At 57.6% G+C, this 17204-nt stretch carries 18 protein-coding genes; 10 read left to right on the top strand and 8 right to left on the bottom strand.

What is annotated here, in order from left to right; translation table 11 throughout:
* Positions 1–45: 45 nt before the first annotated feature.
* Positions 46–735 (top strand): hypothetical protein, encoded by a 690-nt coding sequence (locus FEM03_RS06420; RefSeq protein ID WP_138085363.1) that lies wholly within the window; start codon positions 46–48, stop codon positions 733–735.
* A gap of 18 nt (positions 736–753) precedes the next feature.
* Here FEM03_RS06420 and FEM03_RS06415 read toward each other — a convergent pair whose 3' ends face one another.
* The gene (locus FEM03_RS06415) at positions 754–1140 is read right to left on the bottom strand and encodes a type II toxin-antitoxin system VapC family toxin (RefSeq protein WP_138085362.1); all 387 of its coding nucleotides are present in this window, start codon (positions 1138–1140) and stop codon (positions 754–756) included.
* Positions 1137–1355, bottom strand: coding sequence for a hypothetical protein (locus FEM03_RS06410; protein WP_138085361.1), 219 nt, complete (start codon positions 1353–1355; stop codon positions 1137–1139). The genes FEM03_RS06415 and FEM03_RS06410 overlap by 4 nt, the downstream gene beginning before the upstream one ends.
* A gap of 98 nt (positions 1356–1453) precedes the next feature.
* On the opposite strand from FEM03_RS06410, the gene FEM03_RS06405 reads away from it, so the two are divergent.
* The 3 genes from FEM03_RS06405 (at position 1454) to FEM03_RS06395 (ending at position 4929) form a co-directional block, all read left to right on the top strand.
* Positions 1454–2434, top strand: coding sequence for a helix-turn-helix transcriptional regulator (locus FEM03_RS06405; protein WP_138085360.1), 981 nt, complete (start codon positions 1454–1456; stop codon positions 2432–2434).
* Between the two features lie 98 nt (positions 2435–2532).
* Positions 2533–2904: a VOC family protein gene (locus tag FEM03_RS06400; RefSeq protein WP_138085359.1), complete on the top strand. Its 372-nt coding sequence runs from the start codon at positions 2533–2535 to the stop codon at positions 2902–2904.
* Between the two features lie 177 nt (positions 2905–3081).
* Complete coding sequence (locus tag FEM03_RS06395; protein WP_240772686.1) at positions 3082–4929, top strand: potassium transporter Kup; 1848 nt, start codon at positions 3082–3084, stop codon at positions 4927–4929.
* Positions 4930–4987: 58 nt separating this feature from the next.
* Here FEM03_RS06395 and FEM03_RS06390 read toward each other — a convergent pair whose 3' ends face one another.
* The 3 genes from FEM03_RS06390 to FEM03_RS06380 all read right to left on the bottom strand — a co-directional run bounded on the left by FEM03_RS06390 (position 4988) and on the right by FEM03_RS06380 (position 9572).
* A complete protein-coding gene (locus FEM03_RS06390) occupies positions 4988–6040 on the bottom strand; it encodes a PEP-CTERM sorting domain-containing protein (RefSeq protein ID WP_138085358.1) in 1053 nt (350 codons plus the stop codon).
* Between the two features lie 89 nt (positions 6041–6129).
* Positions 6130–8148: an ATP-dependent DNA helicase gene (locus FEM03_RS06385; protein ID WP_138085357.1), complete on the bottom strand. Its 2019-nt coding sequence runs from the start codon at positions 8146–8148 to the stop codon at positions 6130–6132.
* Positions 8145–9572 (bottom strand): hypothetical protein, encoded by a 1428-nt coding sequence (locus FEM03_RS06380; protein WP_166442676.1) that lies wholly within the window; start codon positions 9570–9572, stop codon positions 8145–8147. Before FEM03_RS06380 ends, FEM03_RS06385 begins: the two co-directional genes overlap by 4 nt.
* A gap of 168 nt (positions 9573–9740) precedes the next feature.
* On the opposite strand from FEM03_RS06380, the gene FEM03_RS06375 reads away from it, so the two are divergent.
* The 4 genes from FEM03_RS06375 to FEM03_RS06360 all read left to right on the top strand — a co-directional run bounded on the left by FEM03_RS06375 (position 9741) and on the right by FEM03_RS06360 (position 13589).
* Entirely contained in the window at positions 9741–11420 is a 1680-nt protein-coding gene (locus tag FEM03_RS06375) for an LptF/LptG family permease (RefSeq protein ID WP_166442675.1), read from the top strand.
* 24 nt (positions 11421–11444) lie between these two features.
* Positions 11445–12008, top strand: a complete 564-nt coding sequence (locus tag FEM03_RS06370; RefSeq protein WP_138085354.1) for a hypothetical protein — start codon at positions 11445–11447, stop codon at positions 12006–12008.
* Between the two features lie 124 nt (positions 12009–12132).
* Positions 12133–13047 carry an adenylate/guanylate cyclase domain-containing protein gene (locus FEM03_RS06365; protein ID WP_166442674.1) on the top strand — a complete coding sequence of 305 codons (915 nt, stop codon included), beginning with the start codon at positions 12133–12135 and terminating at the stop codon, positions 13045–13047.
* Positions 13048–13190: 143 nt separating this feature from the next.
* Positions 13191–13589 (top strand): glycine zipper domain-containing protein, encoded by a 399-nt coding sequence (locus FEM03_RS06360; protein WP_138085352.1) that lies wholly within the window; start codon positions 13191–13193, stop codon positions 13587–13589.
* Positions 13590–13616: 27 nt separating this feature from the next.
* On the opposite strand, the gene FEM03_RS06355 is transcribed toward FEM03_RS06360, so the two are convergent.
* Both FEM03_RS06355 and FEM03_RS06350 read right to left on the bottom strand, forming a co-directional pair.
* Positions 13617–14204, bottom strand: coding sequence for a helix-turn-helix domain-containing protein (locus FEM03_RS06355; RefSeq protein WP_138085351.1), 588 nt, complete (start codon positions 14202–14204; stop codon positions 13617–13619).
* Between the two features lie 45 nt (positions 14205–14249).
* Positions 14250–14801 carry a Uma2 family endonuclease gene (locus FEM03_RS06350; protein ID WP_166442673.1) on the bottom strand — a complete coding sequence of 184 codons (552 nt, stop codon included), beginning with the start codon at positions 14799–14801 and terminating at the stop codon, positions 14250–14252.
* 166 nt (positions 14802–14967) lie between these two features.
* Between FEM03_RS06350 and FEM03_RS06345 the strand changes: the two genes are divergently transcribed.
* The gene (locus FEM03_RS06345; RefSeq protein ID WP_206170897.1) at positions 14968–15636 is read left to right on the top strand and encodes an ATP-dependent Clp protease proteolytic subunit; all 669 of its coding nucleotides are present in this window, start codon (positions 14968–14970) and stop codon (positions 15634–15636) included.
* Between the two features lie 112 nt (positions 15637–15748).
* Positions 15749–16513: a hypothetical protein gene (locus tag FEM03_RS06340; RefSeq protein ID WP_138085349.1), complete on the top strand. Its 765-nt coding sequence runs from the start codon at positions 15749–15751 to the stop codon at positions 16511–16513.
* Here the strand turns inward: FEM03_RS06340 and FEM03_RS06335 are convergent.
* Positions 16487–17161, bottom strand: coding sequence for an HAD family hydrolase (locus FEM03_RS06335; protein ID WP_138085348.1), 675 nt, complete (start codon positions 17159–17161; stop codon positions 16487–16489). The two genes, FEM03_RS06340 and FEM03_RS06335, sit on opposite strands and share 27 nt — an antisense overlap.
* Between the last annotated feature and the right edge of the window lie 43 nt (positions 17162–17204).

Below are 17204 nucleotides of genomic sequence, written 5' to 3'. Positions count from 1 at the left end.
ATTTGTGGCTTGCCAAGTGCGAAGTTTCCGGCTTTTCCATTGGCGATGTCCTTTTCGCTAAAATCATGTTTGGGTTCGCTGGCTGCGGTGCTGCTGCTGAGCGGCTGTTTGGATTACGAGGAGGAGATGACGATCAAGGAGAACTTGTCCGGTGAGGCGCGGATTACTTTGACGTTGCCGGATTCGTTGGTCGGAAAGTTTTCGGAGGTCCAAGGGCAGGTGACGGCGGCGAAGATCAAGGAGCATCTCGACAAGGTGAGCGGGGTGCGGCTGTTGAGCCATGAGTTGAGGCAGGGGCGGCAGCCGGTGGTGAAGATGGTTTTGAGTTTTGATTCGCTGGAAGCGTGGAACGAGGCGGTGGCCTTGCATCCGCAGGCGGTGGTGCTGGCGGGGAAATTCACGAAGGAGAAGACCGAGAAGGGGATGGTGATTGAGCGGCAGCTGGGGGGAGGAATGGCGCTGCCAAACGGGTTGCCGGATTTCAATTTTGTGAATTACACCACCAAGTATGCGAGTCCGATTGTGGCGACCAATTCCAGGCAGCTCAATGCCCATGGCAACGAGGTGCGGTATCGGTATCAGCTGAGTGAGTTGATGCAGCAGCAGCCGATGATGAGCACCACGGTGGAACATCATTTGCCGTGGTTGATGCTGGTGGCGGGGAGTGTGGCGGCGCTGGCGGTGCTTTGGAAGGTTTGGGGGATGGTGAAACCGAAATCGAAGAGAAAGGGATAGATCTTACCTTCAGATAGCTCACCAGATCCGCGTGATTCCATAGGCATCAAATGCAGCGTCGCTGCTGATCACTACGAGGTTTTCACTGAGGGCTTGGGCGATGATGATCCGGTCAAATGGGTCGCGGTGATGAAGCGGCAGGTTGCGATAGGCGATCAAATGATCGTCTTCGATGGGCAGTCGCAGAAGGCCATAGGCGGGGCTGATGTCGCGGAGCATTAATTCTAGGGGAGAATGAAGACGTAGCTTTCCCAATCCGTCTTTGATCGCGATTTCCCAGAGGGTGGCGACGCTGATCAAGTGAATAGCGTCTGGGTTAGCGATAGTTTGGCGAGCTCGGGCGGTTAGCTCTGGAGCGTCCAAGGTCATCCAGAGGAATGCATTGGTGTCCAGAAGGAGCTTCACTTGGTATAGTCTTTAAGATCTTCGAGGGGTTCATTCCAACCAGGAAGAAGTTCCAGCTTTCCTTTCCACATTCCCAGTGGAGATGGTTTTGATTGCAGCTCGGCGATTTCGAGAGTCGCCACGATTTTAATTTTTCCAGAGCGCATGTCTTCGGGAAGGGGAAGATGCAGGGTTCCGTCTGGATCGGGTTCCAGAATGGCGGTGAGCGTGCTCATGACGAAGCATGCCATGGGTTGATGTTCTGCGCAACTGCTCGGAGGGCGGGGTCAGCTGAAATAGTTGCCAATGAAGCCTGGCGCTGGATGATGGAGACATGAACCGCATTGACCGGCTGACGGGGATGATTTTGTTGCTGCAAGGGCAGCGGGTCATCACGGCGGAACAAGTGGCGGCGCATTTTGAGATCAGTGTGCGCACGGTTTACCGGGATCTGGCGGCGCTGGGGGAGGCGGGGGTGCCGATTGTGGCGGAGGCGGGGGTGGGATACAGCCTCATGAAGGGGTATCATGTGCCGCCGGTGATGTTTACGGAGGATGAGGCGGCGGCGCTGTTTCTCAGTGGCGAGGTGACGGAGCAGGTGGCGGATGAGTCGTTGAGGGGGGCTTTGCGGTCGGCTTTGTTAAAGGTGAAGTCGGTGATGCCGAGGGAGCGAAGGGAGTATCTCAACCGGCTGAAGCATGTGGTGCAGGTGGGGCAGGGAGCGCGGTCGCAGCGGCGGGAAGATGAGCATCGTGCGTTGATGCCGTTGCAGCAGGCGGTGGTGCGGCGGCAGGAAGTGGAGCTGAGGTATGACGCAGGAGGACGTGGGGAGATCAGTTCAAGGACGGTGGAGCCGCTGGGGTTGACGTTTTATGGCCATCACTGGCATCTGGTGGCGTTTTGCCGGCTACGGAAGGATTTTCGGGATTTCCGGCTGGACCGGATGGTGGGCTGGGAGGTAATGCCGCAGTGTTTTGCGGGACATGAGGAGTTTTCGCTGAAGGAGTTCCTGAAGAGTGTGCTGGAGGGTTTGGATACGTTGCCGGTGACGGTGGTTTTTGAGCGTCAGGTGATGGACCGCGTGTATCGGGAGATGCCGGGGACGCCGTTGCAGGTGGTGGAGATTCGCGGAGGAAGGGTTCAGGTGGAGATGCTGACGTATTCGCTGGAGTGGACGGTGGGGTGGCTGCTGAGTTTTGGAAGGGGGATGGAGGTGGTGGGGCCGCTGGGTTTGCGGGAGTCGGTGCGCGAGGTTGCGCAATCGATGGCGGAGGGGCACGAGCCGGTGGATGAAAAAATTTTGATTCACTCCTGACATAGGGTTGTCAGCAGGGGGTGGTTGGATGGGGACATGCCAGCGAGTTCATTCTTCGCGGCGGCTTTAAACAACAAAACACATCCTTATTCAATCTTATGAAAAACAACGCACTGAACTGGTTTGAAATTTACGTGGCCGACTTTGAACGCGCCAAGGCTTTTTACGAGACGATCCTGGCGGAGTCGTTGACGCCTGCCGAGATGGAGGGTTGCCGAATGGGCATTTTTGCGTATGAGCAGGACAAGGGAGTCGGTGGGGCGATCACGCTGATGGAGGGATGCAAACCGGGTCCAGGTGGCACGATCATTTATCTGAATGTGGAAGGCGAACTGGACGCCGTGCTGGAGCGCATCACGGCGGCAGGGGGCAAGGTGATTCGAGGTCGCATGGACATTGCGCCACATGGCTTCATCGGGATTTTTGAAGATACGGAGGGCAATGTGGTGGGACTGCACAGCATGGTTTAATTTGATAAACGGCGTCAACTGACCGGGAGAAAGGGTGCCTTTCTCCCGGGGAAGGAAGAATGGAGATTGTGGCCGCGATGTGGATTCGCTTGCCAATTGGCGTAGTCAGGGCATACATGGCGCGCCTCACCATTGCGGTGCGGTCTGATGTCTAACCCCAAAGCTTCCAATTGGACGATGGCGCTTCTTGCGCTCGGTGTGGTGTATGGGGACATTGGCACAAGTCCGCTGTATGCGTTGCGGGAGTGTCTGGCGCACGGTCGGTTTGAGCCGGGGAATGAGCTGACGGTGCTGGGGCCGGTTTCGTTGATGATCTGGTCGTTGACGGTGATCGTTACGGTAAAGTATCTGCTGATTTTAACGCGGGCAGATTTTCACGGGGAGGGCGGAACTTTTGCGTTGTATGGGCTGTTGCGTCAGTCAAAGGTGGGGTTGGATCGGAAGGCGGTGTCGATTTTGGGGATGATTGTGCTGGTGGCGGCGGCGATGATGTATGGGGATGGGATGATCACGCCGGCGATCTCGGTATTGTCGGCGGTGGAGGGGTTGGAGCAGTTGAAGGTGGATTTTCCGGATTGGGCGATTCCGGCGATGGCGTCGGTGATCATCATCGGGATTTTTTGGGTGCAGAAGTTTGGCACCGCGAAAATTGGAGTGAGTTTCGGGCCGATCATGATGGTGTGGTTTGCGACGCTGGCCACTTTGGGAGTGGTGCATGTGGCGGAGCATCCAGATGTATTGCGGGCGTTTTCGCCGCATTATGGGGTCAGCTATTTGATCTATGAACGGGGCGAGGCGCTGCATGTGATGGGGACGGTGTTGCTGGCGGTAACGGGGTGTGAGGCATTGTTTGCGGACATTGGTCATTTTGGGCGGAGGGCGATGAACCGGTCGTGGTTTTTTGCGGCCTATCCGGCGTTGATGTTGAACTATCTGGGCCAAGGCGCGCTGCTCCTGCATGATGCTTCGGCGATTGAGCATCCGTTTTTCCGGCTGGCACCGGAGTCGATGACGATCCCGCTGGTGTTACTGGCGACGATGGCGACGGCGATTGCTTCTCAGGCGATGATCACTGGGGTGTTTTCGCTGACGCAGCAGGCGGTGCAGCTGGGGTTTGTGCCGAGGTTGAAAATTGTGCATACCTCGTCGGATGTGCGTGGACAGATTTACATGCCGCAGGTGAATTTCCTGCTGCTGGTAGCCTGTCTGGCGTTGGTGGCGGTGTTTCAGAAGTCGTCGGCACTGGCGGCAGCTTACGGGCTTTCGGTGTCATCGGTGATGGTGTTGACGAGCGGGCTGCTGTTCATGATCATGCGCAAGCTGTGGTTGTGGCCAATTTGGAAGGCGGCGCTGCCGGTGGCGCTGTTTTTGACGTTGGAATTGGGGTATCTGGCAGGGAGCTTGACCAAGCTGCTGCATGGGGCGTGGATCCCGCTGGTGATCACACTGGTGTTGGTGGTGATCATGAAAACGTGGCGGGATGGACGGGCCATTTTGATGAAGCGGGTGCTGCGGGCCTTGGTGCCGGTGTCGCACGTGGTGGACGAGTTGAAGGCGGACCGTATCGTAAGAGTGGCGGGGATCGGGGTGTTTTTGTCGTCGTCAGCCGAGGGGTTGCCGCTGGTGTTGTTGCATCATCTCAAGCACAACAAGGTGTTGCATGACACGGCAGTGCTGTTGACCGTGAAGTTTGCTGAGGAACCCTACATTCCGGCGGAACGACGAACGGAAATTGTGGAACTGCATGGGTCGTTCTTCCGGGTGATCCTCAACTATGGCTTCGCGGAATCGCCGAACGTGATGCGCGATCTGTCTGCGGTGTTTCAGGAACGAAAGATCACCAAGCGCGGTGGGGTGAGTTATTACCAGAGTCGCGAGTTGTTGCTGACGGATGGGCGCGGGGCGATGGCGCGTTGGCGGAAGAAAGTGTTTGTGTTGCTGTCGCGCATGGCGAGACCGGCAACGGGTTATTTTGAGCTGCCTTCGAGACAGGTGATCGAGCTTGGGATTCAGCTGGAACTTTAGTTCGGCCGGAAAGACGGATCGCGAAGTTTTACCTCAAGGCCTATGTGACGAGACACGCTCAGCGGCGGCGGCGGGTGTGCAGAAGGGCAAAACCGAACAGAAGAAGCAGCGCACGGGAGGGTTCGGGAATGACTGTCGCATAACCCAAGTCGGTAAGAATGGCGGCGTCCAGCAGGGTAAGGTATTTGCGGGTTCCCTGGGTGAGGGTAGGGTCCATAACCACCTCCTGCAGGGTTGAGGTTGATGGGGCACCCGCCCCGATGCCCAGGGTCCAACTCATGAGGTTTTCAATCAAATGCGATCCGCTGCCGTCGATGATTGCCGTGGAGCCACCCAGGATGCCGGAGACGGTGACTCCCTGCCATTCGTTTCCGATGACATTCTCTTCCCAGGTCTCGGACTCACCAAAGCCGATGGCGTGAAGGATTTCATGAAGGGCGACGCTGTAGAGGTCGGATCCAGTGAAGGTGGTGGCGGTGTGGTCGAAATTCCAAGTGGTGCTGCCATCGTTGTCGAACCACAACTGGCCGATGGCCATGCCGTAGGAAAGGGTGTATGATTCGCTGCCGATGCTGCCGGACAGGCTTCCGATGGTGGGCCCGGCACCGCGACCCATGTAGGTGTTGGAGAGGGTCTCCATATTGTCGACGGCAGTCCCAAAAGTGCCCCCCGATATGGAGGCCGACAAGCCGATGCCTGCCCCGCTTGGGCCTCCCATGCCAAGGGTGGTGCCGGAAAGGGGTTGGGCACCGACGTAGATGCGAATGGTGTTGGCGGCGAGGGAGGGACTGGCGATGGTGACGGTGCCGCCGAGATCGGGATCCGTGAAGTCGTATGACCAGTTGGCGGTCGCTGATGACCCCCCGGCAGTTCCGGTGATGTTGTCGACGTTGGGAGTGCCGGCAGGGGAAATGGCGGTGAGGAGGGTCGGGGCGAGAAGGGCGCTGATGTCGGCTGCGGCGGCATCGACCGCAGCTTTTGCAGCGGCATTGCTGAAAAAGCCGCTGGTGGTGTCGGTGAGGCTGTAATCGAGTTCAATAGTGAAACCGAAACAGGCCGGAGCGGAAAACGCCGCAGCAAGAGTGATGGCGGAAAACAGCGACGGTTTCATCGAAGGAGGAGTGAGGCCCCGAATGTCGTCGAGTTAATTTTTGATTCAACTTATAGCAATGAGGCTAATGGTTTTTTGGCGGGAAATATTTACAATATAACGACTTCGACTGGACAGTTTGGCATGGCGGCGAGAAAGGTGCGGCCATAAGGCTTGGTAAGAATGCGGTTGTCGAGAATGGCGCAGATGCCTTGATCCTTGTTGCTGCGGATGAGTCGACCCACTCCTTGACGGAGCTTGAGGATGGCTTCGGGAACCGAGTATTGGGCAAAGGCATTGCCGCCGGAGTCCTCGATGTGTTCCATGCGGGCGGCGGTGAGGGGATGGTCGGGGACGGCGAAGGGGAGTTTGGTGATGATCACGTTGCTGAGGGCTTCGCCGGGGACGTCGACGCCGGTCCAGAAGCTTTCGGTGCCGAACAGGACGCTGTGGGTGTCGCGTCGGAATTCGGCGAGGAGCTGATGGCGGGGGAGGCCGCGGCCCTGAACGAGGAGCTGCCAGCCTTGTTTGGTGCAGAAGGGTTCGATTTCTTCCGCGATGCGGGTCATCTGGGCGTTGCTGGTGAAAAGAACGAAGGCGCGACCTTGGGACATGTGCAGGAAGTGCTCAATCCATTCGGGCAGGGCGGCTTCGTGTTCCTTGGTGCCAGGGGGCGGGATGTTTTTGGCGAGGTAGAGGCGCATCTGCTTGGCGAAATCGAAGGGGCTGTCGATTTTCACGGCAACGGTGCGTTCGGCGCCGACGCGATTGCGGAAGTAGCTGAGGTCTTCTTTCTCGCCGGTGCCGAGGGTGGCGCTGGTGAGGATGCAGGGCCGGTCGCCACGGAAAAAAAGGTTTTTTAACTGGGGACTGACGTCGATGGGGGCGCTGTGCATGCTGACGTTGGAAAACTCGCTGCCTTGGTGGCGTTCTGTCCAGTAGACGTGTTCTTCCTCTTCGCTTTGGTCGAGAAACGTGGTGACGGTGCCTTTGGCGGCGGCGAGGCGGCGGGCGAGATCGTGGAGTTCGAGCCGGGTGGCTTCGTTTTTGGCGGCATCGCCCGCATGTTTGGCGTGGTTGATGACGCGGTCGAGGGGAACGGAGAGGGTGTCTTCGATGAGATTAGGCTCGCGCACGCGAAACTCGCGGGAGAAGGGGTGCGGAAAGTGCGAGCTGGCCTGGAGGGCACCGAAGAAGTTTTCTGAGGCGTCGAGTGCATCACGCACGGCGAGGGCACCGGGTCCGTCTCCTTGGTGGGGGAAATAACCTTTGCGGGTGCGGGGATTGAAGAGTCGCTGGAGTTCGAAGCGCAGCTGGGATTCGGAGAGGTGGAGTCCAAAGGCCCGGGCGGCAACGTTTTCAATCGTGTGGGCTTCGTCGACGATGAGGAAGTCGTTGGGCAGGAGGAAGTTGGCGTCTTCGGGGAGCAGATCTTCGGAGGAGGAGAGGAGGGAGAAGAACAGCGTGTGGTTAAGAACGATGACGTCAGCTTCGATGAGGCGTTTGCGGGCGGCCTGGTAGAAGCAGCGGGATTGACCACAGCGCCGGGGGGTGCAGAGATGGGCTTCGGAGCAGCACTGGCTCCAGACTTTGGGGCTGGGGCTGAAGTCGAGGTCGCTGAGGGTGCCGTCCTTGGTGGTTTGACTCCATTCCCAGATGCGTTTGAGATCGGCCTGTTCAGCGGTGGTGAAGAGGTCGGGTGTGCCCTGGAAGGCGCGTTCGAGTCGCTGGGGGCAGAGGTAGTTGCCGCGTCCTTTGAGCAGTTCGGCGCGAAAGGGTTTGCCGTCGAGCAGCTTGGCGAGGATGGGAAGGTCTTTGTGGAGGAGCTGCTCCTGGAGGTTGATGGTGTGGGTGCTGATGATGGCCTTTTTGTGGTGCTCCAAGGCGTGGATGATGGAGGGAAGCAGATAGGCGAGCGACTTGCCGACGCCGGTGGCGGCTTCGATGACGACGGGTTTGGATTTTTCGAGGGCTTTGCCGATGATTTTGGCCATGCGTTGTTGCTGCGGACGGAATTCGAAGTCCGGCGAGGCAGAGAAGAGTCCGTCTGCTGAGAATGCCTCGGCCATGCGTGCGGCGAGGCTGGGTCGGTCAGGTGGGCTGTCGGTGTCGGAGGCGAACTGGATCATGGCAGTGCCGCAGCAGGGGCCTGGGGCGGGGGAGGAGTGGTGACGGCCGGGAATTCGCCGAGGATCTGGGAGTTGATGATGACCTCGCCATCCTTGGCGACATAGTCTTTTCGGACGATGCGGAAAGCTTGATGGGATTGGAACTCACTGCCGGGGACGGCCATCATGGCGGCGACGACTTTTTCGATGGCGGCGCGGTAGGTGCCGGGCTGCACGTCGTCGTAACTTTTGAATTCGCCGGCGTCGCGCCGCAGTTTGAGCTCGGTGCGCAGCATTTTTTTGACGGTGGGGGCATTGGTTCCGAGGGATTGGAAAGGGATGAGGTTGCCATTCAGATCCGTTGCCAGCAGCGAGTTGGTGGAGGCTTTGAGGCTTGAATACATGGGAAAGTTGGAGAACGGATACCAGTCGCCACGCCAGAGCAGGAAAAAGGCAAGTAAAAGGGCGATGGTGACGGGATGTTTGGCGAGTCGCTTCCAAATGGGAAGTAAGGAAGGTGCGTGCTGGTCGCTGATGGTTTTGTTTTTATAATAGAGCGATTTGGGGATCTGCACCAGCCAGTGGAGGGGCATGATGAAAAGGAACCAGAGAGCCCATTGATTGGCTTTGAAGGGGAGGCCCATGAGCCAGTGGTTGCTTTTGTGAAAAACAAGAAGGCCGATGCCGATGGCGAGTGCCCAGCGGCGTCCGAGCAGGGCGAGAAAGGCGCCGAGTTCGAGAGCGAGGGCCCCGCAGAGCATGAGGCTGGCTAGGGCGGGATGGGCCGCGAGGAATTCACCGAATGCCACGGCTGAAGAAGTAAGTTCGGTGTGGATGTGGGTGGCGCGCATTTCATCCTGTGCCTTGAGGATTTGCAAGACGAAGGAATCGCCGCGCAGGGGCCAGTCGATCCCGCCTTTGGTGACTTTGCTCAATCCGGAGACCACATAGGTGGCGGCGAGCATGATCCGTGCGCCTTGCAGGGCGGAGGCGGCGGCGCTTCCGGCGTCGAAGAGCAGGGGCTGGTGCAGCGGGTTCCAGACTTTCCAGCGTTGGGCGGCGTGCCAGAGGTATCCGCCGAGCAGGCCGAGGGCGAGCAGGCCGTTGACTTGGGCACCGTGTCCTTGAAAGCCTTGGGATGAAGCGAGGCTGTGAAGCGAGATGTCGAGGACGAGAAAGCCGCAAAGGCCAAACACGGGCAGCACCCCGAGGGCGAAAAGGATGATGCCGGAGCGGGAGACAAGATTTGCCAGTTCGTAGTTGGCGGGGGTGGACAGCCAGGTGAAGTCGAAAAAGTGGCCGAGACCGGTGGGATGCGGCTGACTGGTCCATGGCGGAATGGCGTAGGGCAGCGCATTCCACAACAACCAGGCGAGCAGGCAGCGGGTGAGGATCGCCTCCCAACGGGGCATGGTGATGGAAGACAGGCGGAAGCGGAACGTCATGAAGCGGGGTGGAGATTCGTTTCAATCATTAAAGCGCAGGCGGGTTTGATGACCAGTAGAATGTCGGGTCGGGAGATGTTGTTAATGAAGCGATTTTTGAGGGGTCCCCGGAGCCCCATTTGCTTTTTGGGGCAGATGGTTTTATGGAAGGCGGCTGTCTTGATCTCGATGCGCCGTTTTCTCAACCTTATTCAGAATTTGTGCAATCATGTGGTGCGCTGGCTGCGTCGCTCCCCCCAGTTGTGGGCGTATGCGATGCTGGTCGCCCTGGCCATGGTGGCTTTGGCGCAGGCGGGCGGTTATCACATGGCGTATGTGCCTCCGCCGCCGGATGATCCCCTGGCGACTTTTGGCATGGAATGGGCACCCGATCGATCGTTGGTTCCAGAGGTTGCCACCTACCTGCTTTCCTATTTGAGGCTTTTTGCGCTGCTGGCCGGGATTATCTACCATATCAGAATCATTCAAGTTTACCCGAACCTGGGGGCCATGATCCGACCCACCTGGTGGATGTGTGGCTATCTCGCGGCGGTGGTGCTGGGCAGCATGCTTTTTGCCCAGTGGGAGACGAGGGTGACCTCCGTTTCTGGAGAAGAGTTTTCTGGATTGGCTTCGGTAGCACATTTGCTGATGATGATCGGTCTGGTGTTGGCACCGCCGGTGGCGATGACCTACTACGCCAGTTGCAAGATCATGGAGCGCTACGTGCTGCGGTCCTTTCTGCAGCCGCTGGTGTTTTGTTTGGTCGCCTTTTTCACCCTTTGGGTGGTGATGGACCTTCTGGACAACATGCAGAATTTTCAGGACAGCAAAATCGGCACCACGGACATGTTGATGTATTACCTCCGCCTTGGTCCGACGATTTTTGTGACGGTGGCACCCATCACCCTGCTGCTGTCCACCCTTTACGTGCTGGGGCGGATGTCGCGCACCAACGAGTTGATCTCCATGCTCGGCACCGGCAAAAGCATGCTCCAGGTGCTGCGCCCGATCTATCTGGTGGGTGGGTTCATGGCGTTTCTGAGCATGGCGTCCAATTACCAGTGGGCTCCCACTGCGGCCGGGGATATGGAGCAATTGCTGGCGGAAAGTGAAGGCGGCAAAAACAAGGATGCGCGCATCCGCGGATTGATGTATCGCAACAATGAAGCGCACCGCACCTGGTTTGTGGGCACGGTCCCGCGCGATCTTACCCCGCCCAACAAGCTGCGCCGGGTGGAAGTTCGACAGGAAGATGGCAACGGCAACCTGGTGGAAAGCTGGTGGGGCAATGCCTTCTGGTGGCCGGGAAGCCGCACGTGGACCATGTATGTGGGGGCTCATGCGACCTACAAAGATGGCAAGCTGGTCGGCATGCGACCTCTCGCCACCGAAGGCATCAATTTCGGACGTGAAGACCTCCCCGCGACCATCGATGAAACGCCCTGGATGTTGATGAGCGGGGCGCTGACGCCAGATTTCCTGGGAGTTCCGGAATTGCTCTCCTACCTGAGCGCCAACAAGAATCAGCCGGCGGAAAAGTTGTCCCCTTACTGGACGCATTTCTTCTACCGGTTTGCGCTGCCTTGGCAGTGTCTTGTGGTGGTGCTGTTTGCTGCGCCTCTGTCCGTGGTGTTTTCTCGGCGTGGCCTGGTGGGCGGCATGACGAGCGCCGTATTGTTCTTCTTTGTGATGCTGTTCTTTGACAACCTGTTCCTCAATCTCGGCAAGACCCAGCACCTTCCTGCTGTTGTCGCCGTTTGGCTTCCCCACGTTCTGCTTAGCACGGTCGGAATTTTGCTGTTCGCGATGCGTTCCCAAAACCGCGAGCTGCCAAAGCTCTCCCTCAAATCTCTGCTGGCACGTTGAGCAACTAAACCCGCCCATCCCATCATGCAGCAAGCCTGGAACCTCAAGTCACGAGCACACGCCTGTGCCCGCACCGAACGCCCCTTTGAAGAGGGCGAAACGTTTCACACCGCCATCTACTTCGACAAAGCCAGCGGCGATTTTATCCGTCGCGACATCAGTCTCGAAGCATGGGACGAAGAAGTGGCCGAGCGTCAGCCCTTTTCCTCCTGGAAGACCGATTATGTAAAGCCGGATTCCGGAGCCAAGGCCAAGGCCGAATTTGCCAACCGTGAAGGGGCCGAGGATCTGCTACGCCGCCTCACCGAAGAAGATGAACCGCACACCACCCATGCGCGCTACATCCTCGCCTTGATGCTTGAGCGCAAAAAGCAACTGGTGCAGAAAGAGGTGAAATACGTCGAAGACGGCACCCTGCTGATTTACGAACATCGCCGCAGTGGCGAAATTTACATCATTCGTGATCCCGAGCTGCGTCTCGATGAAATCGAAGCCGTGCAGGAGGAAGTCGCCATGCTGCTTGGATTCGGCATGCCCGGTGAAGGGGGCAATCCTCCCGCCGTGGCCGCTCCCTCGCCTGGAGCTTGAGCCAATTGATCGAGCAAGATTTGGCGGGCATGGAAGCCTGCTTTTTGCCCATCATTTCAGAAAGCCAAAACCAAGTCTTGACTTCACCTCCCGCTTTCGGTTCAAAGGTAGGCGTCACCATCATATGCCAGCCCTTTTAAAAGCACTCACCGGCGGAGAAACCTATCCGCTTGGCGATTTTAACCTCATCGGCAGAAGCGAGGAGGCCAGCATCCGTCTTGGCGACGCAGGAATTTCACGTCAACACGCCACCATCCGTCGCGAAGGTGCCCATTTCTGGCTCGTCGACCTCGGCAGCGCCAACGGCAGCTACGTCAACGATGTCGCCCTCACCAATGCCTGCGCCCTGCGCACCGGTGACCGGCTCCAGTTCGGCAGTGCGATCTTCCTGTTCGACCAAGGCGGCAAGCCCATCACGCAGGATCTGACCGCCATTGGACTCAAAACCCAGGTTCTCAAACGCACGCCGGTGCCGATGCGCACCCAGCCCGCCACGCTTTTTGTGGGCGATTTGAAAGGATTCACCGCGATGAGTTCCCTTCTCGGGGCTGCTGAGGTGGCCGACCTTTTGCGCGAATGGTATGCCGACTGCAACACCATCATGAAACGCTCCGGTGCCATGGTGGACAAATTTATTGGTGACTGCGTGTTTGCCTACTGGACCAGCGTCGAACACGATGCCCTCGCCCGTGCCCTTGAGGCCGCCCGTGCCTTGCGCAAAGCCGAACGCGACGCTGAGTCTCCGACGCGTCGATTGCTCAAAGAGCAGAAAAACATCACCCTCGATTGCCGCATTGGACTGCATGTTGGTGAAGTGGCGATCGGTGCCATGGGTCGTGGCATTAACACCGCGCTTGGCGATGCCGTCAATCTGGCCTTCCGTCTGGAAGGTCTCACACGCATTGTGGACAAGCCTATTCTCGTCAGCGGGGCCTTCCTGGCCGGATGGGAGGGGGATCGCAGCGCGTTCACACCGTGTGGTCATTTTGAGGTGAAGGGCCACCCTGCGAAGATCGAAGTCTACGACGTGACCGAGTGATGGGAGTTTCTGATTTTTTTCAGAAATCTTCTGTCACGATCCCGCCCGCCCTCACATCCAGCATCTGAAGTCGTAGATTGAACACTGCTGGCGTCAGTGGCATCGAAAGCTTTGATTGACTCTTTCCGCCCAGACTTTCTGCCATGAAAAATTCCCTCTCCACCATTTGTCTCGCCTCCCTGGTGCTTGCCCTGGGGCTCAGCTCCTGTGTTTCCGGTCCCGGATATGCCGGACCCAATGAATCCGCTGGCGGTGTCGGCGGGGCACTAGCTGGAGCTGCTGCTGGTGGGATCATCGGACACCAGAGCGGTCGTGGCCTTGAAGGTGCCGCCATCGGTGGGGTTCTTGGTGCCATCGCTGGTTCCGTCGTCGGCAATGCCAATGACCGCTACTACGGCGATGCACCGCCACCACCGCGCCGTCGTTATTATCGCAGCAGCTATGTCTACGATGACTACTACCACGCACCGCCACCAAGAGTTTATTATCGCCGCAGCTACCATCGTCCCCACTACGGCCACGGTCACTACCATCACTATTGATGTTGACCGAGGGGAGCAGTGCCTGAGTTAATTCCGCGGGTTGCTGATGATGCTTAAAAACCGCACCGGAGTTCCGGTCACCGAAACCGGCCCATGCTCAATGGTGCCATCAAAGAATAGTGAGTCCCCCGGCCTCATGGAGAACGACTTGCTGCCATGCCGGTAGACCATGTTTCCCTCGAGCAGATAAAGAAATTCGTGACCCGGGTGTTTGAAAATGTTTTTGGCAGGATTGATCTTCTTTTCCTCAATCGTCATCAAATACGTTTCAAAGTCCTTCTCAAACGGCAGCCCAAACGCCAGCGATTCATAGCTGTGCCCCAGCTTGGAGCCGCGCCCGGCAATTTCCTTGCGATCCTCTTTGCGCACCATCACTGCCCGTGATTCCTGATCGCTGAAGTTGAACAAGGTTCCCACCTGCGCCCCCAACGCCGATGCAATCCGTGTCAACGTCGACACCGGACTGCTCACCTTGCCGTTCTCGATTTTCGAAAGCTGCCCCTTGGTCAGTTTCACCTCCACGGCCAGTTGATCCAGCGTCACATTCCGTTCCGAGCGCAAAGCGCGGATGCGTTGCCCGATTTGTTCCTCCACCGATTCAGTCACCTTGGCCATTTTTCAAGATGTCCGTTCTCTGGGTGGATCGTCAACTGCTTTACCTCAGCCCACCCCGTCAAAGATGTCATCCATCGACAGCGTCAATCCCACCGAAACCAGATCCAATGAACCTTCGGTCAGCACTAGCGGACGATCCCAGTCGGTTCCTTTACGAAAAACAAAGGCCTCGCGATTCTTCGGGTCCGGACGCACCACCACGTATTCCTCCAGGCTTTCGATTCGCTGGTAAGCAAAAAATTTCTCCACCAGATCCTTGTTTTCATCCTTGGAGAGCACCTCAATGATGAGTTTCGGGCTGTTGCGGAAGAACCGGTTGTTGTCGGTCGGCTGGCACGTCACCAAGATGTCGGGGTAATAGAAGAGATCTTTCCCACGAACCTCAAGTCGCAGTTTCATTCCGTCTTTGAAAACCTTGTAGAGTTTGCCCTTTAGGTGGGCATGAAGAGAGGCGAACAAATTTCCTGAAACTCCCTCATGCTCCGCACTGGCACCAGCCATCGCGAACACCTTGCCATCGAAGTATTCATGGCGCACCTCGCTCAATGCCTCGCCTTCGAGGTATTCTTCTACGGTGATGTCGTCCAATACGGTCAAAGCTGGAATTTAGGGATACGAGTGCCGGTAGAGGAGTTTCGTCGGCACCAGCCTGCGTCGCTAAGTCACATCGCAACGTATCATCATCCGTAATTTCGCACAAGCTTTCCTCACGCTTCTGCTGGATCGCATTGACAACCCCACCGCCCCCTCCACCATTCCCCATATGACCAACCACTTTCCCACCAGCATCATGCCCAGCGGTCCTTCCAACTACATCATCCCAACGGTGATCGAGAGCGAAGGCCGCATGGAGCGCGCTTATGACATCTACAGCCGTCTGCTCAAGGACCGCATCATCTTCATCGGCACCCCCATTGACGACCAGGTCGCCAACATCGTCATCGCCCAGCTTCTGTTCCTTCAAATGCAGGATCCGAAGAAGGACATCAACATCTACATCAACTCCCCTGGCGGCTCCGTCACCGCCGGTCTCGCGATTTATGACACCATGCAGTTCGTCACCTGTGACGTGAACACCTACTGCATCGGCATCGCCGCGAGCATGGGTGCCGTGTTGCTCACCGCCGGCACCAAAGGCAAACGCTACGCCCTGCCCAACTCACACATCATGATCCATCAGGTCAGCGGTGGTGCCCAAGGCACCGCCAGCGACGTCGAGCGCACTGTCGAGTTCATGTATAATTTGAAGCGTCGCCTCAACAAAATTATCGCCCACCACACCGGCAAATCGCCCGAGGAAGTCGACAAGGACGCTGACCGCGACAACTACATGACCGGCGAACAGGCCGCTGCCTACGGCCTTGTCGACAAGGTCCTCGATAACAAAAAAGACTTCACTCCGGTCGTCGTTGACCCGGAGAAGAAGGACTGATGAGGTCTGCATGCCCTATCCCGGTCAAACGGGATGGGCTGGCACTTTCACGCGCACGGGCATCCTTGAAATGAAGGATTGCCATGTGGACGCGAATGTTTAAAAATTCCCCATGATCACGTCAGTGCGATTGCTGCCCATGGTGGCGGCTTTTGGGATAACCCTGCACCTTGCACCCCAGCTGAACGCCGCCGTTTTGGCGGGGCAGGTCTTCACCAATCCGGGCGTCTCGGCGGTCGATCTCACCGCGACCGGTTCCGTTGATTGGGCAATCTGGGATTTCACTCAGGTTTCCGCGCCGTTTCCAACCACGGTGGCCGCCACCAATGGAAAAGCTGGTGGCACCGCCAACATCTCGGTCATTTCGACCGTGGGAGGGGGATCACTGCGGGGAAGTGGCGGGTCATCCATCGGTTTAAAAAACTTCAGTTATTCCGATGGCAACAGTCCGACCAGCCTCACGAATCTGCCACAATCACTTGTATTTAATAGCTCCCTCGACGCCGGTGGCCTCAACCGTGGAGTGCAGCTGTCGCTTAGTGGCGACCCTGCTCAGGAATATCTCGTCAGCGTCTGGGCAACCGGTTTCAACGCACAAGGAACCATGACCGCCACCTTAAACGGTGCAACCGCAGTGACATTGCAGAGTCAGGAATACAGCAACTCGAAACAGCCCACCCTGTTCACCTTCACCTTCCGTCCCGACGTGGTTGGTGACCTGCTAAATCTCAGCTATGTGATGACCACCGACACCACCGGCACCAACTCCCATGTCGGCATCCAGGCCGTCACCGTCTCCGTCGTTCCTGAACCCACCCAAGCCCTTCTCTGTCTTTTGGGTCTCGTCGGATTAACCCAGATTCGCCGTCGTCGGTAAAAGCCCCGCCACCGTCGCCCCGGCAAGATTCGGCAAGCGCAAATCCGAGCCTTCCAATGTCTCGATCGGGTGCGTGGTCGCCACCGCCACCACTCGCATGCCCGCACGTTTGCCGGCTTCAATGCCGACTTGCGCATCCTCGATCACCACACAATTCGCCGGATCGCGACCAATCTTCTGAGCCGCTTTCAAAAACACATCCGGTGCCGGTTTGCCAAAATTGACGTCTTCTGCGCTGACGATTTGCTGAAAATACCCGTCCACGCCGATCACACTCATGATCGTGTCCAGATTTTTCCTCGGCGTCGACGAACCCACCGCCGCCGGGATGCCCAGTGCCTGCAATTCCTTCAACAAATTCACCACCCCCACCAACGGCTCAATCCCATCGCGCTTGATGATCTCGCGATAAAGTTCCTCCTTGCGATCCCCCAGCCGCTGAATTTCTGCCTTGTCCTCCGCATCCACAAAATCAAACCACGCCGGGATGATCTGCTGATTGCGCATCCCGAACGTCAGCTTGAAAAACTCCCCCGGCATCGCTCTGCCCAATTCTTCAAACAACAACCTCCAGCTTTCCTCATGCTGCGCGTGAGAATCGATCACCACCCCGTCCCAATCAAAAATGAATCCAACTTCGGTATACACGCCCGCTGCTTACCCGCACCCGCGTCACCTCGCAACGTTAAAG

This window comes from Phragmitibacter flavus (assembly GCF_005780165.1).
Classification (GTDB): domain Bacteria; phylum Verrucomicrobiota; class Verrucomicrobiia; order Verrucomicrobiales; family Verrucomicrobiaceae; genus Phragmitibacter; species Phragmitibacter flavus.
The sequence above is the reverse complement of the archived record's forward strand: the minus strand, read 5'-3'. Positions and strand labels throughout refer to the sequence as shown.